23 protein-coding genes are annotated in these 23,996 nt (G+C 63.0%); 18 read left to right on the top strand and 5 right to left on the bottom strand.

From position 1 onward, the window contains the following. The first annotated feature begins 108 nt into the window (after positions 1-108). The 6 genes from NKH90_RS06650 to NKH90_RS06625 are packed head-to-tail and all read left to right on the top strand — an operon-like array spanning position 109 to position 5,928. The gene (locus tag NKH90_RS06650; RefSeq protein WP_352818235.1) at positions 109-1,362 is read left to right on the top strand and encodes a sarcosine oxidase subunit beta; all 1,254 of its coding nucleotides are present in this window, start codon (positions 109-111) and stop codon (positions 1,360-1,362) included. Then, positions 1,362-1,784, top strand: a complete 423-nt coding sequence (locus tag NKH90_RS06645; RefSeq protein ID WP_352818233.1) for a hypothetical protein — start codon at positions 1,362-1,364, stop codon at positions 1,782-1,784. The genes NKH90_RS06650 and NKH90_RS06645 overlap by 1 nt, the downstream gene beginning before the upstream one ends. Positions 1,785-1,792: 8 nt before the next feature. Then, positions 1,793-2,089 carry a sarcosine oxidase subunit delta gene (locus tag NKH90_RS06640; protein ID WP_023675338.1) on the top strand — a complete coding sequence of 99 codons (297 nt, stop codon included), beginning with the start codon at positions 1,793-1,795 and terminating at the stop codon, positions 2,087-2,089. Next, complete coding sequence (locus NKH90_RS06635; RefSeq protein ID WP_352818230.1) at positions 2,086-5,079, top strand: sarcosine oxidase subunit alpha; 2,994 nt, start codon at positions 2,086-2,088, stop codon at positions 5,077-5,079. Before NKH90_RS06640 ends, NKH90_RS06635 begins: the two co-directional genes overlap by 4 nt. After that, entirely contained in the window at positions 5,072-5,650 is a 579-nt protein-coding gene (locus NKH90_RS06630) for a sarcosine oxidase subunit gamma (protein WP_352818227.1), read from the top strand. The genes NKH90_RS06635 and NKH90_RS06630 overlap by 8 nt, the downstream gene beginning before the upstream one ends. A gap of 53 nt (positions 5,651-5,703) precedes the next feature. Then, positions 5,704-5,928 (top strand): hypothetical protein, encoded by a 225-nt coding sequence (locus NKH90_RS06625; RefSeq protein WP_023675341.1) that lies wholly within the window; start codon positions 5,704-5,706, stop codon positions 5,926-5,928. A 102-nt stretch (positions 5,929-6,030) separates the two neighbouring features. On the opposite strand, the gene NKH90_RS06620 is transcribed toward NKH90_RS06625, so the two are convergent. Both NKH90_RS06620 and NKH90_RS06615 read right to left on the bottom strand, forming a co-directional pair. Then, positions 6,031-6,270 carry a DUF680 domain-containing protein gene (locus tag NKH90_RS06620; RefSeq protein ID WP_352818223.1) on the bottom strand — a complete coding sequence of 80 codons (240 nt, stop codon included), beginning with the start codon at positions 6,268-6,270 and terminating at the stop codon, positions 6,031-6,033. Positions 6,271-6,447: 177 nt separating this feature from the next. Then, positions 6,448-7,089, bottom strand: a complete 642-nt coding sequence (locus NKH90_RS06615; RefSeq protein ID WP_352818220.1) for a TetR/AcrR family transcriptional regulator — start codon at positions 7,087-7,089, stop codon at positions 6,448-6,450. Between the two features lie 189 nt (positions 7,090-7,278). Between NKH90_RS06615 and NKH90_RS06610 the strand changes: the two genes are divergently transcribed. Next, entirely contained in the window at positions 7,279-7,980 is a 702-nt protein-coding gene (locus tag NKH90_RS06610) for a hypothetical protein (RefSeq protein WP_352682470.1), read from the top strand. A 41-nt stretch (positions 7,981-8,021) separates the two neighbouring features. On the opposite strand, the gene NKH90_RS06605 is transcribed toward NKH90_RS06610, so the two are convergent. The 3 genes from NKH90_RS06605 to NKH90_RS06595 all read right to left on the bottom strand — a co-directional run bounded on the left by NKH90_RS06605 (position 8,022) and on the right by NKH90_RS06595 (position 10,704). Next, entirely contained in the window at positions 8,022-8,516 is a 495-nt protein-coding gene (locus tag NKH90_RS06605) for a MaoC family dehydratase (RefSeq protein WP_031211357.1), read from the bottom strand. A 39-nt stretch (positions 8,517-8,555) separates the two neighbouring features. Beyond that, a complete protein-coding gene (locus NKH90_RS06600) occupies positions 8,556-9,371 on the bottom strand; it encodes an SDR family oxidoreductase (protein WP_352818215.1) in 816 nt (271 codons plus the stop codon). A 505-nt stretch (positions 9,372-9,876) separates the two neighbouring features. Beyond that, a complete protein-coding gene (locus NKH90_RS06595; protein WP_352469495.1) occupies positions 9,877-10,704 on the bottom strand; it encodes a MurR/RpiR family transcriptional regulator in 828 nt (275 codons plus the stop codon). Positions 10,705-10,851: 147 nt separating this feature from the next. On the opposite strand from NKH90_RS06595, the gene NKH90_RS06590 reads away from it, so the two are divergent. The 11 genes from NKH90_RS06590 (at position 10,852) to NKH90_RS06540 (ending at position 23,956) form a co-directional block, all read left to right on the top strand. Beyond that, positions 10,852-11,676 (top strand): N-formylglutamate amidohydrolase, encoded by an 825-nt coding sequence (locus tag NKH90_RS06590; protein WP_352818212.1) that lies wholly within the window; start codon positions 10,852-10,854, stop codon positions 11,674-11,676. Between the two features lie 22 nt (positions 11,677-11,698). Further along, complete coding sequence (locus tag NKH90_RS06585) at positions 11,699-13,261, top strand: amino acid permease (protein ID WP_352448255.1); 1,563 nt, start codon at positions 11,699-11,701, stop codon at positions 13,259-13,261. Positions 13,262-13,361: 100 nt separating this feature from the next. After that, positions 13,362-14,732: a glutamine synthetase family protein gene (locus NKH90_RS06580; protein ID WP_352469498.1), complete on the top strand. Its 1,371-nt coding sequence runs from the start codon at positions 13,362-13,364 to the stop codon at positions 14,730-14,732. A 180-nt stretch (positions 14,733-14,912) separates the two neighbouring features. Then, entirely contained in the window at positions 14,913-16,301 is a 1,389-nt protein-coding gene (locus NKH90_RS06575) for an aldehyde dehydrogenase family protein (RefSeq protein WP_352818209.1), read from the top strand. 42 nt (positions 16,302-16,343) lie between these two features. Further along, positions 16,344-16,835, top strand: coding sequence for a DUF2569 domain-containing protein (locus NKH90_RS06570; protein WP_352818206.1), 492 nt, complete (start codon positions 16,344-16,346; stop codon positions 16,833-16,835). 38 nt (positions 16,836-16,873) lie between these two features. Then, on the top strand, positions 16,874-18,046 hold the full coding sequence (locus NKH90_RS06565; protein WP_352818203.1) for an iron-containing alcohol dehydrogenase: 1,173 nt from the start codon (positions 16,874-16,876) through the stop codon (positions 18,044-18,046). A gap of 242 nt (positions 18,047-18,288) precedes the next feature. Further along, complete coding sequence (locus NKH90_RS06560) at positions 18,289-19,395, top strand: ABC transporter substrate-binding protein (protein ID WP_352469502.1); 1,107 nt, start codon at positions 18,289-18,291, stop codon at positions 19,393-19,395. A 64-nt stretch (positions 19,396-19,459) separates the two neighbouring features. Continuing rightward, a complete protein-coding gene (locus NKH90_RS06555; RefSeq protein WP_023675356.1) occupies positions 19,460-20,374 on the top strand; it encodes an ABC transporter permease in 915 nt (304 codons plus the stop codon). Next, a complete protein-coding gene (locus NKH90_RS06550) occupies positions 20,371-21,162 on the top strand; it encodes an ABC transporter permease (protein ID WP_352454042.1) in 792 nt (263 codons plus the stop codon). Before NKH90_RS06555 ends, NKH90_RS06550 begins: the two co-directional genes overlap by 4 nt. Positions 21,163-21,178: 16 nt before the next feature. Beyond that, the gene (locus NKH90_RS06545) at positions 21,179-22,243 is read left to right on the top strand and encodes an ABC transporter ATP-binding protein (RefSeq protein WP_352818200.1); all 1,065 of its coding nucleotides are present in this window, start codon (positions 21,179-21,181) and stop codon (positions 22,241-22,243) included. A gap of 162 nt (positions 22,244-22,405) precedes the next feature. Beyond that, a complete protein-coding gene (locus NKH90_RS06540; RefSeq protein ID WP_352818197.1) occupies positions 22,406-23,956 on the top strand; it encodes a cation:proton antiporter in 1,551 nt (516 codons plus the stop codon). Positions 23,957-23,996 lie beyond the last annotated feature (40 nt).

Genomic DNA, 23,996 nt, shown 5'->3' with positions numbered 1-23,996 from the left:
AGCGCCGTCGCAAACAGTGCAAGGCTGGCAGCGCCGTTTCGCTAGTGATACAGCTCGCGCGCCGGCGTTCGAGTGAATGCCCGGCCGTCATTTGCGAGGCCTGCGACGTTGAAGAAATACTCGGTATTCGCCATCGCCCGCGAGGCCATGCGCGGTCACAAGGGCTGGGAGGAACAATGGTCCTCACCGGAGCCGAAGAAGGAGTACGACGTCATCATCGTCGGCGCCGGCGGCCACGGCCTGGCCACCGCCTATTATCTCGCCACCGTGCACGGCGTCACCAACGTCGCGGTATTGGAAAAAGGCTGGCTCGGCGGCGGCAATACCGGCCGCAACACCACCATCATCCGTTCCAATTATCTCTATGACGAAAGCGCCGGCATCTACGACCATGCGCTGAAGCTGTGGGACGGGCTCAGCCAGGAACTCAACTACAACGTCATGTATTCGCCGCGCGGCGTCATGATGCTCGCCCACAACATCCACGACATCCAGGTCCTGAAGCGGCACGTCCATGCCAATCGGCTGAACGGCATAGACAATGAATGGCTGACGCCGGAGCAGGCCAAGGAATTCTGTCCGCCGCTCAACATTTCGCGCGATGCGCGCTATCCGGTGATGGGTGCAGCGCTCCAGCGCCGCGGCGGCACGGCGCGTCACGATGCGGTCGCCTGGGGCTATGCGCGCGGCGCCTCGGCGCGCGGTGTGCACATCATCCAGAATTGCGAGGTCACAGGCGTCAAGCGCGCCGCCAATGGCGCAGTCATGGGCGTCGATACGACGCGCGGCTTCATCGGCGCCAAAAAGGTCGGCGTGGTTGCCGCCGGCCACTCATCGGTGATCATGAACATGGCCGGCGTGCGCATGCCGCTGGAAAGCTATCCGCTGCAGGCGCTGGTGTCGGAGCCGGTCAAGCCGGTGGTGCCCTGCGTTGTCATGTCGAACACCGTGCATGCCTATATCTCGCAGTCCGACAAGGGCGAACTGGTCATCGGCGCCGGCACCGACCAATATGTCTCCTATTCGCAGACCGGCGGGCTGCACATTTTGCAGCATACGCTGGACGCCATCTGCGAGATGTTCCCGATCTTCACGCGCATGAAGATGCTGCGCTCATGGGGCGGCATCGTCGATGTGACGCCGGACCGTTCGCCGATCCTGGCCAAGACGCCGGTGCCCGGCCTCTATGTCAATTGCGGCTGGGGCACAGGCGGCTTCAAGGCGACGCCGGGTTCGGGCCATGTCTTTGCCCATACGATCGCCAGAGACGATCCGCACCCGATCAACGCGCCCTTCACCATCGAGCGCTTCCGCACCGGCCGCCTCATCGACGAGGCGGCGGCGGCAGCGGTGGCGCACTGATGATGACCGAGATGGCCGTCGCCATGCCGCTGATGCTCGCCGGCGAGCAAGGCCTGTTCCATATCCCCACGCCAGAGGAGGTGCGCCTGCAGCCCATCAGCCGCGCCGGCAATGAAGCAGATTGGCCGTTTTCCGTCGACGAGGGTGTACTCGCCTGCGCCTGGAGCGCCGGTCAGAGAGTGGTCACCTTTATGGAGAACCGGCCAGCCGATCGCGAGGAGGGCGAAAAATTCGAGCGGCGCTACGTCATCGTGACGACCGAACCGATGACGCTTTCGGTCGGCAATATGGCGTATCGCGACCTTTTCCGCCCGGTAGCCAGCATCGAGGAGCGCATCCGGCTGGTCGCGCCCTTCGTGACGATGGGCCAGAGGCTTTGCGACCAACCTGCCGGCGCTCGCGTCGGCCACGGCGAACTGTAGGACCAACCATGCTTCTCATCCGCTGCCCCTATTGCGAGGAAGAGCGTCCGGAGCTCGAATTCCGCAACGCCGGCGAGGCGCATATCGCGCGTTCCCCAAACATCGCCAGCGAGAGCGACGACGATTTTGAAAAGTTCTTTTTCATCCGTTCCAATCCCAAGGGGATCATCTATGAGCGCTGGCGGCACATGCATGGCTGCGCGCGGTTCTTCAATGCCGTGCGCGACACCGTCAGCGACAGGTTCCTGATGACCTACAAGGCGGGCGAACCGAAGCCCGTAAAGCTGCCGGGAGCCGCCAAATGAGCGCCACGTTCCGCATTGCCGGCGCCGGGCGGCTCAAACAGGCAAAGATAGCTGGCTTCAGCTTCGACGGCCGCCCCTATACCGGCATCGAGGGCGATACGTTGGCCTCGGCGCTGCTTGCAAACGGCGTCCATCTCGTCGGCCGCTCGTTCAAGTACCACCGGCCGCGCGGTTTTCTGTCGGCCGGCGCCGAAGAGCCGAACGCGCTGGTCGAGATCAAGCGCGACGCGGCACGCAAGACGCCGAACGTGCGTGCCACGGTGCAGGAGCTCTATGACGGATTGACCGCACAGTCGCAGAACCGATGGCCGTCGCTCGCTTTCGACGTCGGTGCGGTCAGCAGTATTGCCTCGCCGATGCTTTCGGCCGGCTTCTACTACAAGACCTTCATGTGGCCGAAGGCTGCGTGGAAAAACCTCTACGAACCCAAGATCCGCGCCGCCGCCGGTCTTGGCGTCGCTCCTGACCAGCCGGATCCCGACCACTATTCGGCGCGCTTCGCCCATTGCGAGGTGCTGGTGCTTGGCGGCGGTGCCGCGGGCATCGCCGCGGCATTGGCCGCGGCCGAGACCGGCGCGCGCGTCATCCTTGCCGACGAGCAGGCGGAATTCGGCGGCAGCCTGCGCTTCGAGAGCGGCGCGAAGATCGAAGGCCAGGACGGTTTTTCCTGGGCGCAATCGGCTCTCGCCAAGTTGAGCGCGATGGACAATGTCCGCGTGCTGCCGCGTACCACGGCCTTCGGCTATTACGCGCAGAATTTCGTCGGGCTGGTCGAGCGCGTCAGCGACCATCTGCAGAACCCCGGCCGCGACCTGCCGCGCGAGCGGCTGTGGCAGGTTCGCGCTAAACGCGTGGTACTGGCGACCGGCGCCATCGAGCGCCACATGGTGTTTGCCGACAACGACCGGCCGGGCATCATGCTGGCGTCGGCGGCGCGCACCTATCTCAACCATTACGGCGTCGCCGTCGGCAGGAATATCGGCGTCTATACGGCGAACGATTCCGCCTATGCGGCGGCGATCGACCTGAAAAAGGCCGGCATCAACGTGGCGGCGATCGTCGACCTGCGCGACAACCCGACCGGGCCGGCGATCGACGAGGCGAGGGCGCTCGGCATCGAGGTCAATTTCGGCCGCGCGGTGATCCGCGCCGGCGGCAAATTGCGGGTGTCGTCGATGACCGTGCAGCCGAAGAATGGCGGCGGCGAGCGCACCATCCCGGTTGACGCGATTCTGATGTCGGCCGGCTGGACGCCATCGGTGCATCTGTTCTCGCAATCGCGCGGCAAGGTCGCCTTCAATGACGAGACCAAGCGCTTCGTGCCCGGAATTTATGCGCAGGACTGCGTCTCGGTCGGCGTCTGCAACGGTACCGACGGGCTGTCGGCGACGATCGACGAGGCCTATGCAGCGGGCGCCAAGGCGGCCAAGGACGCCGGCAGCAGGCCGGCCAAGGGCTCCAAGCCGAAGGTCGACGCCGGCGAGAGCTGGTCGCGCGGCATGCTGGGTGCAGCACCCGGTGCCGGATCGGATACGACGGTCAAGGCCTTTGTCGACTTCCAGAACGACGTCACCGCCAAGGACATCCGCCAGGCAGTGCATGAGGGCATGCGCTCGATCGAGCACGTCAAGCGCTTCACCACCAATGGCATGGCGACCGACCAGGGCAAGACCTCCAACATGCACGGCCTGGCGATTGCCGCCGAGACGTTGGGCAAGCCGATCCCGCAGGTCGGGCTGACGACGTTCCGCGCGCCCTATACGCCGGTGACATTCGGCTCGATCGTCGGCCACGCGCGGGGTCCCCTGTTCGACCCGACCCGCAAGACGGCGATCCATCCCTGGACCGAGCGCCAGGGCGCTGTATTCGAGGATGTCGGCCAGTGGAAGCGCGCCTGGTATTTCCCGAAGCCGGGCGAGGACATACATGCCGCCGTCGACCGCGAATGCGTGACGGTGCGCAAGACGGCCGGCCTGTTTGACGCCTCGACGCTGGGCAAGATCGAGGTGGTCGGGCCGGATGCGGCCAAATTCATGGAACTGCTCTACACCAATCCATGGGAGAAGCTCGAGCCCGGCCGCTGCCGGTACGGCATCATGCTGCGCGAGGACGGCTTCATCTATGACGACGGTGTCGTCGGCAGGCTTGCACCCGACCGTTTCCATGTGACGACGACGACCGGCGGCGCGCCGCGGGTCATGAACCATATGGAAGACTATCTCCAGACCGAGTTCCCGCATCTCAACGTCTGGCTGACCTCGATCACCGAGCAGTGGGCGGTGATTGCCGTGCAGGGACCGAAGTCTCGCGACATCATTGCGCCGCTGGTCGAGGGCATCGACATGTCGGATGAGGCGCTGCCGCATATGTCGGTGCGCGAAGGCCGGATCTGCGGCGTGCCGACAAGGCTGTTTCGCATGTCGTTCAGCGGTGAGCGCGGCTTCGAGGTCAACGTGCCGGCCGATTATGGCGAGGCGGTCTGGGAAGCGCTATGGGCCGAGGGCCAGAAGCACGGAGCCTGTGCCTACGGCACCGAGTCGATGCATGTGCTGCGCGCCGAAAAGGGCTACATCATCGTCGGCCAGGATACCGACGGGACGGTGACGCCGAACGATGCCGGGCTCGACTGGGCCGTCGGCAAGAAGAAGACCGATTTCGTCGGCATTCGCGGCATGGCGCGGCCGGATCTGGTTGCCAAGGGCCGCAAGCAGCTTGTCGGCCTGAAGACGAGGGATCCCAAGGCGGTGCTGGAGGAGGGCGCGCAGATCGTTGCGGACCCGAAGCAGGCAATCCCGATGAAGATGATTGGCCATGTCACCTCGAGCTATTGGTCGCAAAATTGCGGCCGCTCGATCGCGCTGGGGCTGGTCGCCGGCGGCCGCGATCGCACGGGCGAGAGGCTCTATGTGCCGATGCCGGACGGGGTGATCGAGGTGGAGGTCACCGGCATGGTGTTCTTCGACGAGAAGGGGGAGCGCCTCAATGGCTAAGGCCGCTTTGAAAACCGACGCCGCCGGACCCTCAGTCGAACGCCGTCCGGCTCTCGCCGGCCAGTCGCTTTCCGCCGCCGGCGTTACACTTGCCGTGCTGCCGCCGGCCGAGCGCATATCGCTGCGCGCGCCGGAAGCCTCGATTGCGGCACTTTCGAAGGCGCTCCGCGTCGTCCTGCCGCAAAGGCCGAAAACCTCGGCGGCAAAGGCCGGACGCACGGCCTTGTGGCTCGGGCCGGACGAATGGCTGGTCATCGACGAGAACGGAAAAGATCCGCGCGCCGACTGCGCCAGCATTTCCGTACTGCATTCGGCGGTAGGCATCTCTCACCGCAACGTCGCCATATCGGTTACCGGTCCGGCTGCCGCGGCGACGATCAATGCCGGCTGCCCGCAGGATCTGTCGCTCGACGCCTTTCCGGTCGGGGCGGCGTCGCGTACCATTCTCGGCAAGGTCGAAATCGTGCTGTTGCGCACGGCGGCCGACGCGTTCCGCGTCGAATGCTGGCGTTCCTTTTCCGATTATGTCTTTACTTTTCTGTCGGAGGCAGCGCGCGACGCGGCAGCATAGGCATGCTCGCCGCGCCCGACCGTTCTGCGACAGCGAGCCGAGGGAGAATGCAAATGCCGCCGAACTCCGCGCCGAAGTCGCCGGTCAAGACGCCGGCCGTGCGCTCTTTCGAAGACGAGCAGCGCACTGGGACGGATATCGAAGAGGAACTCGAGGAAGGCCTCGAGGATACATTCCCGGCCAGCGATCCGGTGTCGATCACCGGAACGGCCATTCCCGGCGCACCTGCAAGACCCGGCAAGCCCAAAAGCGTGGTGGGACAGAAGCGCAAGAAGTGATCTGCGCGGGGTGACAAAAAGCAGGGCTGAGGCCGGCACGATGGGCGGCCGGAAATTCCTGCCGCCCTTTCGGTGCATCACCGCGTGTTGTCGCCCGTCGGCTCAGAAGCTGCTTGGCACGATCCACGGGTCGATGCCGATGCCGAGCCTCGGGCCCTTGCTGCCGGCCTTGTGGGCCGCGGCGTCCGCCTTTTCAAGCGATCCGGTCGGCGCGCAATCGAGCTTCACATCAGCCTTGGTGTCGATGCAGGCCGCTTCTTGCTTGCCTGTCTGACTGCTGCCGGCAAATGCGGCGCCAGAGAGCGCCAGCAGGGCGGCGAGCGTGAGGATTGCCTTCTTCATCGTCGGTCTCCGGTTCAGCTATTGAATTTCTCGTACATGTACGGTATTGCGTACAGATACGCCCTGAACTCCCGATGTTCAAGCAAAATCGTACGCGTACGGAGAATTGCCGAACGCTTGGCGCCGCAGCGCGGATCGTTCGGAGAAGATCCTGCAGATCGGGAGGAGCGCCGCTCTTCAGCAGTTGACCGGCGGCGTGAGCGGCGCAATCTCGTGCGCGGCGATGGCTTCGACCATGATGTCGCCGATCCGTGTGATGAACGTCGTCTGGTCGCCGAACGGGTAGAACGGGAAGGTGATCAGCAGCGAGATGGCGCCGTGGCCGACCGCCCACAGCATGGTGGCGATGGCGCGTGGATCGCCTTTGAGCCTGCCGGCGGCAACGCAGGCTTCGACCCTCTCGATCAGCACTTTCATCGCCGGGTTGCCGCCTTCCATCTCGGCAAAGGTCTTGCCGGTCGGCGGCTTGACTTTTTCGGTCATGAAGACGGTGCGGTACTCGTTGGGATTTTCCAGCCCGAAGGCGGCGTATTCGACAAGCACCGCCTTGAGCGCCTCGATCGGGTCGTCGGCCGTATGATTTGCGATGCGCCTGGCCAGGGTCTCGAAGGCGTCCTCGGCCAGCGCGAACAGGATGTCCTGCTTGTCGGCGAAATAGGAATAGACCGACATCGGCGCATAGCCGACGCGCTTGGCGAGCTTGCGGATGGTGAGGCCGTCATAGCCTTCTTCCTGGACAAGCTTGTGCGCGGCGTCGACAAGTTCGGAACGCAGTTCGGCCTTTTGTTTTTCGCGGCGCTCCTGGACGCTTAGCTGCAACTTTCTACTGCCTTATGACTGATGCTGGATGCAGCATATATACGCTGTACGGCGTCGGGCAAGGGCGGTGTGAAGCAGAGGCTTGACCTCACAAAACGATGTAACCAGGCAATAAAGCCGGCAACATCGGACTGTTACAGACGAAGACTAATTCGCGGCTCTGCAAAAATTTCGTTTCGGGAGGCCGTTATGACCGGAACTGAGCTTTCGTCCGGCGTGCCGGACGTGGACCCGCTTTCTCATCGCGCCAGGATGGCGCTCAGGCGCGTCGTCATGGTCGCATGGCTGGCGATCGCGCTCGGCTTCGCCATGGAAGCTCTCATTCTGACCGTCAGATTTGCGGCAGGTGCCTACCCGGCGACGACGCAGGTTCTGATCGAACTGGCGCAAGGCGTGACCTGGTCGTTCTTCGTCTGCGCCGGCGTCAGCCTCGGCACGGCGCTCACCAAGGTGCGAGCCTCGCTCGGTGGCCTGATCGGTGCGATTTCGGCGCCACTGGCGATGGGCATCGCCAAAGGGACGCAAAAGGTTATGGTCAGCGCGCTGGACGCGGCGGCAAAGCCGGCCATCCTGTCGCTCACGACGCTCGGTGTGCTGCGGGCGATCGAATACGGGCTGCTCGGCTGGGCACTGGCGTCGCTGGCATCGAAGGAAGAACCGCGTCCGCTCCATTTCGCGCTGGCAGGCGCCCTGATAGGCGCGGTATTCGGCGGCGGCATCACGGTGCTGACCATCGAGACGGCCGCGACGAACGACGCTGCTCTCGCAATGCCGCAGGCGATCGCAACCGGCCTCAACGAGATCGTGTTCCCAATCGGTTGTTCACTGGTCGTCTACATTGCGCTGCAGGTCAGCCGTCACATGAAGTACGTCGCGGCCGAAGCCAAATAGATTTGGCACAGATAGATTCGGGCTTCTCCGCCCGACGAGAGTCAGACCGCTTCCGGCTGGCGTTCGATCAGCGTCAGCGTCAGCCAGCGCGCGGTCAGCGCCGGTTTTTTCGAGCCCTCGATCTCGATCGTCACGTCGTGCGCCGTCTGCACCCACCCCGACGGCCTGACCTTGACGTCGGCCAGCACGAAACGGGTGCGGATGCGCGAGCCGGTCTTCACCGGCGCCAGGAAGCGCAGCGAATCGAAGCCGTGATTGACGCCCATTTTGCTGTTTTCCAGCGGCGGCATGGTTTCGAAGGTCATCGCCGACAACAGCGAAAGCGACAGGAAGCCATGCGCGATGGTGCCGCCGAACGGCGTTTCGCGGCTGGCACGTTCCGGATCGCAATGGATGAACTGATGGTCGTCGGTGGCATCGGCGAACTGGTCGATCATGCGCTGGGTGACGACCCGCCATGGCGACACGCCGACTTCCTTGCCGACGTTGGCCAGAAGCACATCGAGACTGATCGGTTCCACGCTGATGTCCTCCATCTTCACCCCCGGCATTTCACTCGCCGGATGGCGTGCGTCTCATTCCTTGAACAATGTCAGCCCGTGTTGCACCGACTGCCCGCCATCGATCGGCAGGATGGCGCCGGTGACATAGCTGCCGGCCCGGCTGCACAAATAGAGCGTTGCGCCGGCAATGTCATCCGGTGCGCCGATGCGGCCGATCGGAACGTGGTTGCCGATATGTCTTGCTTGGTCCTCGGTGCCGGTGGCGAAGGCCGTCATCCGGCTCCGGAAAGGGCCAGGCGCAAAGGCGTTGACGGTGATGCGGCGGGCGGCGAACTCGATCGCCAGGATGCGCGTCAGGTGGTGAACCGCGGCCTTCGAGGCCGAGTAGGAGTAAGCGTCTTCGGCCAAAGGCTGCGTGCCCATCACCGATCCAAGATTGATCACCCGGGCCGGGTCGGCATCGCTGGCGGCGGCCTCGAGCAGAGGCAGCAATTCGCGCGTCAGGTGGAAGACCGCGGTGACGTTGACGCCGAACACCTTGGCCCAGGCATGGTAGGGAAAGCTTTCCAGCGGCGCGCCCCAGGAGATGCCGGCATTGTTGACCAGGATATGCAGCCGCTCGGTCCGCGCCCTGACCTCGGCCACAAGCGCCGCAATGCCGGCCTCGCTGGAGACGTCGCCGGCAAAACCTTCCGCCCGGCCGGGTGCGCCAAGGCCGTTCAACTCGCCCGCTACCCTGACGCAATCCTCGCTCTTGCGCGAGGCGATCATCACCGAGGCGCCGGCCATGACCAGAGCGGTCGCCGCCATGCGGCCGATGCCGGTCGCGGCGCCGGTGACCAGCGCCGTCTTGCCGGCGACTGAGAACAGCTCGTCCAGATAGCTCATCGTACCCTCTGTGCAGTTCACCGCGCTTTGGTTCAAGGAAGCGGCTTCACGTCGACAAGGCTAGCCGAACTTCGATCATGCTTGCCATGGGTAAAGTAGCTGGGGTGGGGCACGCTCAGTGGCTGAATGGTTAAGCCCGAAATGCAAGGTGGTCATTCGGCCGTGACATGGGTCGGATGAATGATGCGGCCGTGCCCGTTAGCGAGCACCTTGGTAAGCGGTTCATTTCGCACGTGAACCAGTCGTCATTACTCCTCCGCCCAAGCCGCAGGCGGGTCTTGAGGAGTTGGGAGGTGGCCGAGCAGTGGGGCGGGACTGATATTCGCAGTCGTGGACGGGGACTATGCTGTCGGGGGGAAAGCCATGGGTAAGAAACAACGCACCGTCCTGCTGGCAGCGGTGGTTGCGACTGTCTTTGGCGTCCTTTTGCTGATCCTGATCCTGCAGATGATCAGTTTTCTAGTGGACTAGACCGAAGCGAAAGGCGTGCCTTTCCGGAGGAGCTCTACCGCAGGCTTTCCAGTTCGCGGATGCGTTTGGCGCCGTCGGCTTCGAGCTGCCTTGTGACCGCGCCGATCAGGGCTTCGGCAACGACGAAAAGCGCGGCGGATGAGTCCCAGGCCGAAGGCACGGCGGTGCGCCCGGCGATGACATGGCGGGCGAAGCGGGCGATCGGCGACAGCCACTGGTCGGTAAACAGCACGATCTGCACGCCGCGCTGGTTGGCCGTCTCGGCGAAACGGACCAAGCTGTCCTGGTAGCGCCTGATGTCGAAGATCACCAGCACGTCGCGCTTGCCCATGTCGATCAGTCGGTCGCGCCAGACGCTTTCCTGCCCGCCGAGGTGAAAAACGTTGGGCTGGATGATGGCGAGGTGGGCGGCCATGTAGCGCGCCAGCGGGTCGGTGAAGCGGCCGCCGATCAGGAATGTCTTGCCGCGCCGGTCGGCTAGCTTGGCGACGATGTCGGCAAGCTGTTTGTCCGAGAGATGCCGGAATGTCTCGCGCATGTTGTCGAGGGTCGCCTCCAGCATCGGCGACACGGCGCTGCTGCCCTGCGAGGGGGGATTGAGCGTGCGCGAAGCCGGCGACTGCAATTGCGCCGCCAGCTCGTCTTGCAGCGCCGACTGGAATTCCGGATAGTTCTGGAAGCCGAGCCGGGCGACGAAACGCAGGATCGTCGGCGATGATACGCCGGCCGTAGCCGAGAATTCGGCGACTGTCTTCAGCCCGATCAGCGGATAGCTGGCGATCAGCGCTTGCGCCGCGCGCCGCTCGCCGGCCGGCATGGTGCCGATACGGTCGGAGATCAGTTCGGCAATGCTCGAAACCATGCTTTTTCCCCACCCTGGCCGTGCCGTTAGCGCATTATCGAAATCACGTTTGACAAAGCCGGCCAAACTGTATGAAATCATCCGCAGGGACGCAATGAGGACAAAATACGTAACATACGATACAGCGCTCCCCGGGGACAGCAGACAATGGAGACAGCACGGCCCGCCAGCCTTGCATCGCCTGAAACCGTAAGGGTGACGAACCCCGGCGGATCAAGCCCTTTCGTGCTGACCTGCGACCACGCCTCCAATTTCCTTCCACCGGAATTCGGAACGCTCGGCCTTGCCGCCGAGGAACTTTCCCGCCACATCGCCTGGGATCCCGGCGCCTTGCCGGTGGCGCGCCGCATGGCCGAGGCGCTCGATGCGACGCTGGTCGAGACCTGCATCTCGCGGCTCGTCATCGACTGCAACCGCCCGCTCGACGCGCCGGACCTGATAGTGACGGTCAGCGCCAGCGAAAAAACCGTGGTCCCGGCCAACCAGGGACTTTCGGCCGACCAGCGGGAGGCGCGCATCGCGCTGGCGTGGCGACCGTTTCACGAGCGGATCGCAACGGTCATCGACGAGCGCCTGGCGGCCGGGCGGGAGACCAGGCTGGTCTCGATCCATTCCTTCACGCCGCTCTACAAAGGCAAAAGCCGGCCCTGGCACATCGGCATCATCCACGACGAGGATCGCCGGCTGGCGGCGCCGCTGATCGCGACACTGAAGCGGCTTGCCGGCGTCAGCGTCGGCGTCAACGAACCCTATTCGCCGGCCGACCGGGTCTATTTCACGCTGGAACGCCATGCGCGCTCGCGCGGGCTGCCCTGCGCAATGATTGAAATCCGCAACGACGAGATCGCCGGCGCGGCCGGGCAGCGGAAATGGGCGGATCTGCTCACCGGTATTTTTCTCAATCTGGAGCCCGAAGCGGCCAAGGACTCCAGACCAAGCGCAGTCGGAAAGTCAGTTCAATCGGCCAGCTAAGAAACCAAAAGGGGACTTTAAAATGGTAGCACCGGGTTACAGCGAAGTTGACAAGAAGGAGGACCTGAAAGTTCTCCACGGAATGGGCTATGCTCAGGAACTGTCGCGAAGCATGAGCCGCTTCTCGAATTTCGCGATCTCGTTCTCGATCATCTGCATCCTCTCAGGCGGCATCAATTCCTTCGCGCAAGCGACGTCGTCCATCGGTGGCGCCGGCGCTGGCATCGGCTGGATCGTCGGGTGCATGGTTTCGGGATTTTTCGCGCTCGCCATGGCCCAGATCGCCTCTGCATTTCCGACCGCCGGCGGCCTCTATCACTGGGCATCCATCCTAGGGAACCGTTTCACTGGCTGGCTCACCGCATGGCTCAATCTGCTCGGCCTGATCACCGTGCTCGGCGCCATCAACATCGGTACTGCTTTCTTCTTCGTCGGCACTTTCGGCGGAGCCTTCGGCATGACTGGCACGCCTGGTGAGATCGTCGGGTTTGTCGCCTTCATCACCGTGTTGCAGGCGCTGCTCAATCATTTCGGCATCAAATTGACGGCTATGTTGACGGACGCCTCCGGCTTCCTGATCCTGGCAACGACAGCCGTGCTGATCGTCGCCTGCCTGATGTTTGCTCCAGCGATCGACATCACGCGGCTGTGGACGTTCACGAACTATTCGGGCGACGCGGGCGGCGGTGTTTTCCCGCAGTCCGATTCCATGACGTATCTCTTCCTGCTCTGCCTGCTGCTGCCGGTTTACACCATCACTGGCTATGACGCGTCGGCGCATACTTCGGAAGAAACGTTGAGGGCGGCGCACTCGGTTCCGCGGGCAATCGTTTCGTCCGTAGTCTGGTCGTCGCTGATCGGCTGGGTGATGCTGTGCGCGATCGTACTGGCGATTCCGGATCTGGCGGCCGGCGCCAAGCAGGGCTGGAGCGTGTTCTTCGCCACGATGGACGCGATCTTGCCGGCGTGGCTGAAGACACTGCTCTATCTGGGCATCCTGATCGCGCAGTTCCTCTGCGGTCTGGCAACGGTCACCTCTGCCTCGCGCATGCTTTTCGCCTTCTCGCGTGACGGCGGCATGCCGGTCGGCTCGGCCTCGCTAGCCAAGGTCAGCCCGACCTGGCGCACGCCGGTCAATGCGATTTGGACGGCTGCTGTGCTCGAGGTAATCTATGTCTTTCTTGCCCAGTTCATCTCGGTCGGCGGCACGAACATCTATACCATCGTCGTCAATTCGACATTGGTGTTCCTGTTTCTGTCCTTCATCATTCCGATCGTGCTCGGCATGATGGCTTTCGGAACGGAAAAATGGCCGAACCCCGGCCCATGGAACCTCGGCGCCGGCCTGTTCAAGCTGTTTTGCATCCTGTCGGTCATCGGCATGGCGATCATCTTCTACATCGCCATCCAGCCGCCGAACGACAAAGTGCTCTATATCACCTTGGGCTTCATTGTGCTGACCGCGGTGCTTTGGTTCGGTTTCGAGAACCGCCGCTTCCAGGGTCCGCCCATCGGCGACCAGATCGCAAAGCGTCAGGCGGCGATCAAGGCAGCCGAGCTAGCCATAGGCGAAGCCGGCGCCTGACCCCCTCTCATGACCATGGCCGGCATTCGCGCCGGCCGTGGTTTTCGTTTCCTTTTCAAAGTGACAAGCCCGAAACGACAAGCGCTGGAGTGCCAAAGGAATGGCCGGAAATTTCTCGTTCGATCAGTTGAAGCAAGCGGTCTCCAGCGGCGAGGTCGACACGGTGCTGGCCTGCATCGTCGATATGCAGGGGCGGCTCGCGGGAAAGCGTTTCCTGGCCCGTTATTTCGTCGATTCCGCGCATGACGAGACGCATGGCTGTAACTATCTCTTGGCGGCAGACATCGATATGGAACCGGTGCCCGGCTACAAGGCGGCGAGCTGGTCGAAGGGTTATGGCGATTTCGTCATGAAGCCGGACCTTGCGACGCTGCGGCTCGTTCCGTGGCTGGAGAAGACGGCGCTGGTGATCTGCGACGTGCTCGACCACCATACCCATGACGACCTGGCGCATTCGCCGCGCGCCATGCTGAAGAAGCAGGTCAAGCGGCTGCAGGATCGCGGCTATATCGGCTATTTCGCTTCCGAGCTCGAATTCTATCTGTTCAGCGAAACCTACGATTCCGCCCGCAAGAAGCACTGGCAGGGCCTCGAGACGGCATCGCCCTACATCGGCGACTACCAGATCGGCATCACCACCAAGGAAGAAGGCGTCATGCGCCGGCTGCGCAACGAGATGGAGGCGGCCGGCATCCCGATCGAGAATTCGAAGGGCGAGTGGGGGCCAGGCCAGGAAGAGATCAATGTCCGCTACGCCGAGGCGCTCGACATGGCCGACCGCCACGTCATCCTGAAGAACGGCGCCAAGGAAATCGCCGAGTCCGAAGGCAAGGCGATCTCGTTCATGGCCAAGTACAATTACGGGCTCGCCGGCAATTCCAGCCACATCCATAATTCGCTGTGGAGCGCCGACGGCAAGACGCCGTTGTTCTACGACAAAAATGCCGAGTGGACGCTGTCGACACTCGGCCAGCAATGGGCGGCCGGCCAGCTCAAATATGCCAAGGAATTCACCTGGTTCCTGGCGCCCTACATCAATTCCTACAAGCGCTTCCAGGCCGGCACGTTTGCGCCGACCAAGATCATGTGGAGCGAGGACAACCGCACCGCCGGCTTCCGTCTTTGCGGCGAGGGCACCAAAGGCATCCGCATGGAATGCCGCATCGGCGGCGCCGATTTGAACCCCTATCTGGCTTTCGCCGCGCTGATCGCGGCCGGGCTTGCCGGCATCGATGAAAAGCTTGAGCTGCAGAAGCCCTTCGTCGGTGATGCCTACCAGGCCTCGCAGCTGCCTGAAATTCCAAAGACATTGCGCGACGCCACCGCGACGCTGGCGGAATCGAAAATGCTGAGGCAGGCGCTCGGCGACGATGTGCTGGAACATTACGTCCACACGGCACACTGGGAACAGTTCGAGTACGACCGCCGGATTACGGACTGGGAACTGCACAGGGGGTTCGAGCGGTATTGAATAATCTGGCAACGTTGGCGCCGCTCCTCACCCTCAGCCTCTCCCGTGAAGAACGGGGGAGAGGGGGCCCGGCGCTGAGCTTGTCCCTTCTCCCCGTCAGTATACGGGAAAAGGTGCCGGCAGGCGGATGAGGGGCGGCGCTAACCAACGACATTATTGTAGAATGCGAGGACCCAAGGCATGACCGAAACGGTCAAGATAAAATCCCCCGTCGACGGTTCGATCTATGCCGAACGGCCTCTTGCCACCGACCAGGCGATCGGTGCCGCGGTCGAACGTGCCAAGGCGGCGCAGGAGAAGTGGGCTGAGACGCCGGTCATCGAGCGCGGCAAATACATGCTTGCCATGCTGGAAGCGCTGGTCGCCATGACCGACGAGATCGTGCCGGAGATCGCCTGGCAGATGGGCCGGCCGGTGCGCTATGGCGGCGAGTTCGGCGGCGTCAGGGAACGCGTCAGCTACATGGTCGAGATCGCCGAGGCGGCCCTGAAGCCGGTCATGGCCTCCAATCCGAAGGACGGCTTTCGCCGCTATGTGAAGAAGGTTCCGCTCGGCGTGGTCATGGTGATCGCGCCGTGGAACTATCCCTATCTCACTGCCGTCAACACCATCGTGCCGGCGCTGATGGCGGGCAGCGCTGTCATCCTCAAGCATGCGGCACAGACATTGTTGGTCGGCGAACGTTTTCAGCAGGCGTTCGACAGAGCAGGCCTGCCCAAGGGCCTGTTCCAGAACCTCGTCCTGAACCACGCGCAGACCGAAAGGCTGCTCGGCTCCGGCAAGATCGACCATGTCAACTTCACCGGCTCGGTCGCCGGCGGCCGCGCCATCGAGAAGGCGGCGGCGGGCACCTTCATGACGCTCGGCCTCGAACTCGGCGGCAAGGATCCGGCCTATGTGCTGCCGGACGCAAAGATGGACCATGCCGTTGCCAATCTGGTCGACGGCGCTTTCTACAATTCCGGCCAGTGCTGCTGCGGCATCGAGCGCGTCTATGTGCATGAGACGGTCTACGATGAATTCGTCGAGGGCTTCATTGCCGAGACCAGGAACTACGTCGTCGGCAATCCGCTCGACCAGGCGACCACCATGGGGCCGATGGCGCAGGCGCGCTTCGCCGACCTGATCCGCGAGCAGAAGGCCGAGGCGTTGCGCAAGGGCGCCAGGGCGCACATCGATATGAAGGTGGCCAACGACAGGCAAGGTTCGCCCTATCTGGCGCCGGAAGTGCTGACCCAGGTCGACCACCAGATGAGCGTCATGCGCGAGGAAAGCTTTGGCCCGATCGTCGGCATCATGAAGGTGCGCAACGACGAGGAGGCGATCGCGCTGATGAACGACAGCCCCTATGGGCTGACGGCCTCGATCTGGACGCACGACATTGAGCATGCGGCGGCGATCGGCGATCGTGTCGAGACCGGCACCGTGTTCATGAACCGCTGCGACTATCTCGACCCGGCGCTGGTCTGGACCGGCGTCAAGGACACCGGCAAGGGCGCGGCACTGTCGGCCATCGGCTACGACAATCTGACCAGGCCGAAATCATACCATCTGCGCGAGGTGATCTAAGGTGGCGATCGACAGGCATGCGATCGCTGTTGAGGGGGAGTAATGGCGGATACACAACAATCGGCGCTGCCAGATCGTGAGGGTCCCGAGGGTATCGGCGGGTGGCTTGTCCTGCCGATGCTCGGGTTGATGCTCACGCCGATACTGGGGTTGGTACAACTGCACAATTCCGACTATCTCGGCATGTTACAGAACTGGCAGGCCTACAGTTTGTCCCAAGGTGTGCTGATTCTTGCCGAATTGGTGATATCCGGCATACTAAACCTTACGGCCCCGGCCCTGTTATTGTTCTTCATGTTCAAGCGCTGGCAGATATTCCCCGGCTGGTACATGATTTGGGCATTGGCGATGCCGGTATATGCCGGTCTCGATCCATGGGCTGTGCATCTGGCTTTTCCCACCGTCGTTCCAGAGTTGCCCGATGCGTACGACGCAGACACCGTGGGCGGAATTTCGCGCTCGATATGGGCCGCAGTCATCTGGGTTCCGTACATGATGCGGTCGGAACGTGTGGCCAACACCTTTGTGAACTAATGACATCCGAGAGCACGAAAGCAGTCAAGAAGGTCGAAATGACAAAACTCGTTTCCAAATGGAATTACCCGACGACCGTCCGCTTCGGCGCCGGACGCATCAAGGAGCTGCCGGAGGTGCTGGCGGCGACCGGCATCAAGCGGCCGCTGTTCGTCACCGATCCGGGACTGGCCAGGCTGCCGGTGGTGGCCTCGACGCTGAAGATCCTCGACGACGCCAAGGTGCCGTATGGCGTATTTTCCGAGGTCAAGCCGAACCCGGTGGATTCCAACCTGACCGCCGGCATTGCCGTGTTCAAGAAGGGCAAGCATGACGGCGTCATTGCCTTTGGCGGCGGCTCGGCGCTCGATCTCGGCAAGCTCATCGCCTTCCAGGCCGGGCAGACACGGCCGGTCTGGGATTTCGAGGACGTCGGCGATTGGTGGACGCGCGCCGATGCCGATGCGATCGCGCCGATCATCGCCGTGCCGACCACGGCCGGCACCGGCTCGGAAGTCGGCCGCGCCGGCGTCATCACCAATGAAGCGACCCATACCAAGAAGGTCATCTTCCATCCAAAGCTTTTGCCGGCGATCGTCATTGCCGATCCGGAGCTGTCGGTCGGCATGCCGGGCTTCATCACCGCCGGCACCGGCATGGATGCGCTTGCCCATTGCCTCGAAGCCTATTGCGCGCCGGGCTATCACCCGATGGCCGACGGCATCGCCGTGGAAGGCATAAGGCTGGTCTTCGAAAACCTGCCGAAAGCCTATGCCAACGGCAAGGATCTGGTCGCCCGCGCCAACATGATGAGCGCCGCTGCCATGGGAGCGGCCGCCTTCCAGAAAGGGCTTGGAGCGATTCATTCGCTGTCGCATCCGATCGGCGCGCTCTACGACACCCACCATGGCATGACCAACGCCGTGTTCATGCCCTACGTGCTGGCCTTCAACCGCGAGGCGATCGAGCCGCGCATCGCCCGGCTTGCCGCCTATTGCGGCATCAAGGGCGGCTTCGACGGTTTTGCCAAGGCTGTTGTCAAGCTGCGCAAGGAGCTCAAGGTGCCGCACGCGCTGCCCGGCCTGATCAAGGGCCTCGACATGGACAAAGAGCGCAAGGGCCTGATTGCCGACATGGCGGTGGTCGACCCGACCGCCGGCGGCAACCCGGTCAAGCTGACCAAGAAGGCGGCGCTGGCGCTGCTCGAAAACGCCATCGCCGGCACCGTCTGAGACAATTTTCGTATCGGGAATAGACTTGAGAAAAGAGGCAAAGGAAAGGGGGAAAGATGAAAGGCAAGATCGAAACTAGTTAGCCGGAAAAAGAATCGCGAAGCGATTGCTACAGCCGGTTAAAAAGAGTTTACTTTTTCATACTGCGGGGCGTCGCTTTCACAAAGCTTTCATCTGGCTGTCACACGAAAACGATACCGCATCGCAGGCGTCCAACGGCGTCAGTTCAACGGAGAGAACACATGTTCAAATTCACGGGAAAACTGCTTTCCCTTTCGGCCGTCGCCCTGATGGCGACCTCTGCCATCTCGTCGGCCCAGTCCATGGATGAACTGGTCGCCGCAGCCAAGGCTGAAGGCCAGCTCACCACCATCGCGCTGCCGCATGACTGGTGCGGCTACGGCGCGGTCATCGACGGCTTCAAGGCAAAATATCCGGGGATCACCGTCAACGAGCTCAACCCCGATGCCGGCTCCGGCGACGAGGTCGAGGCGATCAAGGCCAACAAGGACAACAAGGGCCCGCAAGCGCCCGACGTCATCGACGTCGGCCTGAGCTTCGGCCCGACCGCCAAGAAGGATGGCCTGATCCAGGCTTATAAAGTATCAACCTGGGACTCGATCCCGGACAGCGCCAAGGATGCCGAAGGCTTTTGGACCGGCGACTACTACGGCGTGCTTTCGTTTCTGGTGAACAAGGACCTAGTCAAGGAAGCGCCGGCCGACTGGGCCGATCTGCTGAAGCCGGAATTCGCCAATACCGTGGCGCTCGCCGGCGACCCGCGTGCTTCGAACCAGGCCATCCAGGCAGTCTATGCCGCCGGCCTTTCCGGCGGTGCGGCTGCCGGCGAAGCCGCCGGCACGGCTGGTCTCGACTTCTTCAAGAAGCTCAACGCCGCCGGCAATTTCGTGCCGGTCATCGGCAAGCCCGCGACGCTTGCTCAAGGCCAGACGCCAATCCTGGTGACCTGGGATTATAACGCGCTTGCCGGCCGTGATACGCTGAAGGGCAATCCGCCGGTCGACGTCGTCGTGCCGAAGACCGGTGTCGTCGCCGGCGTCTATGTTCAGGCGATCAGCGCCTATGCGCCGCACCCGAATGCTGCCAAGCTGTGGCTGGAATATCTCTATTCCGACGAAGGCCAGATCGGCTGGCTGAAGGGCTATTGTCACCCGATCCGCTTCAACGACCTCGCCAAGAATGGCAAGCTCCCGGCTGACGTGATGGCCAAGCTGCCGCCGGCCGAGTCCTATGCAGCCGCGGTGTTCCCGACGCTCGACGAGCAGGGCAAGGCCAAGGAAGCCATCACCAAGAACTGGGATGCCGTCGTCGGCGCCAACGTCAAGTAAGACTTGAGATCAGCCGGGCGGCTTAGATGGCCGCCCGGCATACCTCCAGGACGGTAGCCGGCGCATGACCGATATCTCGTTGTCCGATCACGCTGTTGCCGGGAAGACCGCGCCTCCTGCCGACGCCCGCAGCATGAGGCTGCCGACGCAATGGCTTGGCGTTGCGCCTTTCTTCATCTTCGCCATCATGTTCCTGATCCTGCCGACGCTCTATCTGATGCTGGGCGCATTCCGGAACGATGCCGGCGAATTCACTTTCGAAAACATAGCGGCCTTGGCGCAGCCGTCGATCGTTGCCGCCTACTGGATCTCAATCAAGGTCAGCCTCGCCTCGTCGCTGATCGGTGCTTTCGCGGGACTTGCCATTGCCATCGCCATCGTGCGCGGCGGGCTGCCGGAGTGGATACGCTCGGCGACACTGACCTTTTCCGGTGTGGCCTCCAATTTTGCCGGCGTGCCGCTGGCCTTTGCCTTTCTCGCGACGCTCGGCCGGCTCGGGCTCGCCACGGTGCTGCTCAACGTCTTGGTCGGCTTCAACATTTATGCCCATGGTTTCAACATCCTGTCGTTCTGGGGCCTGACGCTGACCTATGTCTATTTCCAGATCCCGCTGATGGTGGTGATCATCGTGCCGGCGATCGATGGGCTGAAGAAGGAATGGGGCGAAGCGGCGGCAACGCTTGGCGCGACCCAGGCGCAGTTCTGGCGCATGGTCGTCATTCCGGTGATCTGGCCAAGTTTCCTCGGCACCGTCATCCTCTTGTTCGCCAACGCCTTCGGTGCCATCGCCACCGCTTACGCTCTGACCGGCTCCTCGCTTAACATCGTCCCTATCCTGCTCTACGCACAGATCCGCGGTGACGTGCTGCACAATGCCCATCTCGGCTACGCCATCGCCTTCGGCATGATCGTCATCACTGGGCTGGCCAATGTCTTCTACATCTGGTTCCGGACGCGCTCTGAGAGGTGGCTCAAATGAAGTCCGGCAGATTCTGGGCCTGGATCGTCTTCGCGCTGGGCGCGGCCTATTTCTTCATTCCGCTGATCGCGACCGTGGAATTCTCCATGCGCATGCGGCGCGGCGCGTATTCCTTCGATGCCTATCAGGTCGTGCTCGGCGATCCCCGCTTCCAGGCGACCTTCATCTATTCGGTGGTCGCAGCCATCTTCACCATCGTCCTTGGCGTGCTGGTGGTGGTGCCGGCGGCGTACTGGATTCGTCTGCGGCTGCCGCAGATCAGGCCCGTCGTCGAGTTCATCACGCTGCTGCCGCTGGTCATTCCGGCCATCGTTATCGTCTTCGGCTACATCAGAATGTACGGGTCGAACTCACCGCTGCCGTTCCTGGCCAGCGAGACAGGAGCCAATGCCTTGCTGGTCATCGGTTATGCGACACTGGCGCTGCCCTATATGTATCGTGCCGTCGACACCGGGCTTCGCACCATCGACGTGCGGACACTGACCGAAGCGGCGCAGATCCTCGGCGCCGGCTGGGGCACGATCATCACCCGGGTCATCCTGCCCAATGTGCTGATCGCGGTGCTGTCAGGCGCCTTCCTGACCTTCGCCATCGTCATCGGTGAATTTACCATGGCCAGCCTGCTCAACCGGCCTGCTTTCGGACCCTATCTGCAGAACGTCGGCGCCAACCGCGCCTACGAGCCGGCGGCGCTTGCCATCATCGCCTTCGCCATCACCTGGGGCTGCATGTCGCTGATCCAGATCCTGTCGCGCTTCGCGCCGCGATCGGCGAACCGTCCGAACTGACCCGAAGGAAAAAGCCATGACCGAGCCATTCCTCTCAATCCAGCATGTGCAGAAATCCTTCGGCGCCGCCATTGTGGTGCAGGATTTCAACCTCGACGTCGAGCCGGGCGAATTCGTCTCCTTCCTTGGCCCGTCGGGCTGCGGCAAGACGACGGTGCTGCGCATGGTCGCCGGTTTCGAGGAGCCAAGCGCCGGCAAGATCGTCGTGGCCGGCAAGGACGTCACCCGGCTCAAGCCCAACCAGCGCAATATCGGCATGGTGTTCCAGGCCTATGCGCTGTTTCCGAACCTCACCGTGGCGCAGAATATCGGCTTCGGGCTGAAGGTCGCCGGTATGCCGAAGGCCGATGCCGACAGGCGCGTTGCCGAGATGCTCGACATCATCAAGCTGCCGCAGATGGGCGACCGCTATCCCTACCAACTGTCCGGCGGCCAGCAGCAGCGCATCGCGCTGGCGCGGGCGATTGCGCCCAAGCCGAAACTGCTGCTGCTCGACGAGCCGCTGTCGGCGCTCGATGCCAAGGTGCGCGTGTCGCTGCGCGAGGAAATCCGCTCGATCCAGAAGAAGCTCGGCATCACCACCATCTTCGTCACCCACGACCAGGAAGAGGCGCTGTCGATCTCCGACCGCATCGCCGTCATGTATGGCGGCAAGGCCGAGCAGGTCGGCACGCCGTTCGAGATCTACAACCGGCCGGCAACCAAATTCGTCGCCAATTTTGTCGGCACGCTGAACGTGCTCGAAGGCACGGTCACCGACGCCGCTTCGGGCAAGGTGCGCGTCAACTCGCAAGAGGTCTCGCTCAAGGGCAAGCTCAACGGCTCGAAATCCGGCGACACGCTGTCGCTGGCGTTGCGGCCCGAGGCGATCTCGCTCGGCCGACACCCCGGTCGCGATTCCAGCCTTTGGGGCGAAATCGCCGAGGTGCATTTCCTCGGCTCGGTCATCCGGGTTCGCGTCGGCATCGGCGGCAGCACGGTCTCGCTCGACACGTTCAACAGTCCGGCCACACCGCCGCCGGCCGTCGGCGAAAAGGCCGAGATTTCGTTCTCGTCGGGCGACATGCTGGTGCTGCATTAGGAGAAGAGTGAATAGTGAACAGTGAATAGTAAGAATGCGCTTTACGCGCCGAAATTCCTCTGCACGCAGCCATTCACCATTCACCATTCACCATTCACCAGCAGCCAAAGCCGTCGTCGTTTTTGCAGTGCCAATCGCCCGGCTTCACCGCTACGATAAGGCATGGCGCTTTTTGAACTCACCCTTGTCCTGCTTCTCATCGCGGTCGCCCTGACTGCGCTGTCGCGGCGTCTGCAGATTCCCTATCCGTCATTGCTGGCGCTGGCCGGCGCCGGCATCGCCTTCCTGCCGTTTGCCCCGACCATCGAGATCGACCCGGGGCTGGCGCTCGCTCTGTTCATCGCGCCGGTTCTGCTCGACGCGGCCTATGACACGTCGCTGCGCGATCTCAACCGCTACAAGGTTTCGCTCATCCTGCTGGCGCTTGGCGCCGTCATCTTCACCACCGTGACGGTCGCGCTGGTCGGCTGGACGATGGCAGGCTTGCCCATCGCCGCCGCCATAGCGCTCGGCGCGATCGTAGCGCCGCCCGATGCGGTGGCGGCGGCGGCCGTGCTCGGACAGTTCAAGGTGCCGCACCGCATCACCGCCATCCTGGAAGGCGAGAGCCTGCTCAACGACGCCACGGCGCTGTTGATCTACAGGATGTCGGTTTCCGCAGCCGCCGGCTCCATCCTGTTGAGCAGTGCCGTTCCAATGATCCTGCTGTCGACGGTCGGCAGCCTTGCCGCAGGCTATGTGCTCGGCCGGTTGTCTCTCGCCATACTCGGCCGCATCGACGACCCGGCGAGCGGCACCGTAGTGCAATTCGCCTCGACCTTCGGCGTCTGGATCCTGGCCGACAGGATAGGGCTTTCCGCCATCATCACGATCGTCGTCTATGCCATGACGATCGCACGTACATCGCCGCGCCGCATGCCGGCAAGGAATCGTGTCAGCTCCTACTCTGTCTGGGAGACGGCGGTGTTCGTGCTCAACGTGCTGGCCTTCGTTCTGATGGGCCTGCAAGCGCGGTCCATCGTCGGGCGACTTGCTGAGCAAGGACAAAGCGAGGCGTTCGTCTTTGCCCTGGCTGTGCTGGCCGTCGTCATCGTATCACGGCTCGTCTGGGTTCTGGGCTGCGGCGCGGTCCTCAGAGCGCTGGCACGTCTGGGCGACGAGGACAGGCAAAAAGACGCGCCGACATTTCGCGGCGGCGTGCTTATCGGCTGGTGCGGCATGCGCGGCCTGGTGACGCTTGCGGCCGCCTTCGCCTTGCCGGCCGACTTTCCGGGCCGTGATCCTATCGTGCTCGCCGCTTTCACGGTCGTGCTCGGCACATTGGTGCTGCAAGGCGTCAGCCTGAAACCGTTGCTGCTTCTGCTCAATCTCGACCTCGACCGGACGGTCGACCGGGAGGTGGCGCAGGCGCGCGTCGCCATCATGCAGGCGGCGCTGGACGTGCTCAGCGGCAAGACATCGAGCGCGGCCGGGGCGGTGCGAGAGCAATATGCCGCCCAGCGCGCCATCGCCGAAAACCCGGAGGATGCCCAGGCGGCGACCGAGTATGACAGATTGCGTCTTTACGCCATCAAGAGCCAGCGCGATGCACTGGAGCGTTTGCGCATCGACGGAACGATCGGCGACGAAGCCTACCACCGCCTTGAGGAAGAAATCGACTGGTCGGAACTGGCAGCATCCCCGCCCGGTCGGTTCCAGCCGCTGACCACTTAGCATCTGGCCCAAGCTCCCTCCGCCCGGCTGCACATTGCAA

It is taken from the genome of Mesorhizobium sp. M0898, assembly GCF_040319695.1.
Lineage (GTDB): Bacteria > Pseudomonadota > Alphaproteobacteria > Rhizobiales > Rhizobiaceae > Mesorhizobium.
This window is presented reverse-complemented; position numbering and strand designations above follow the sequence as displayed.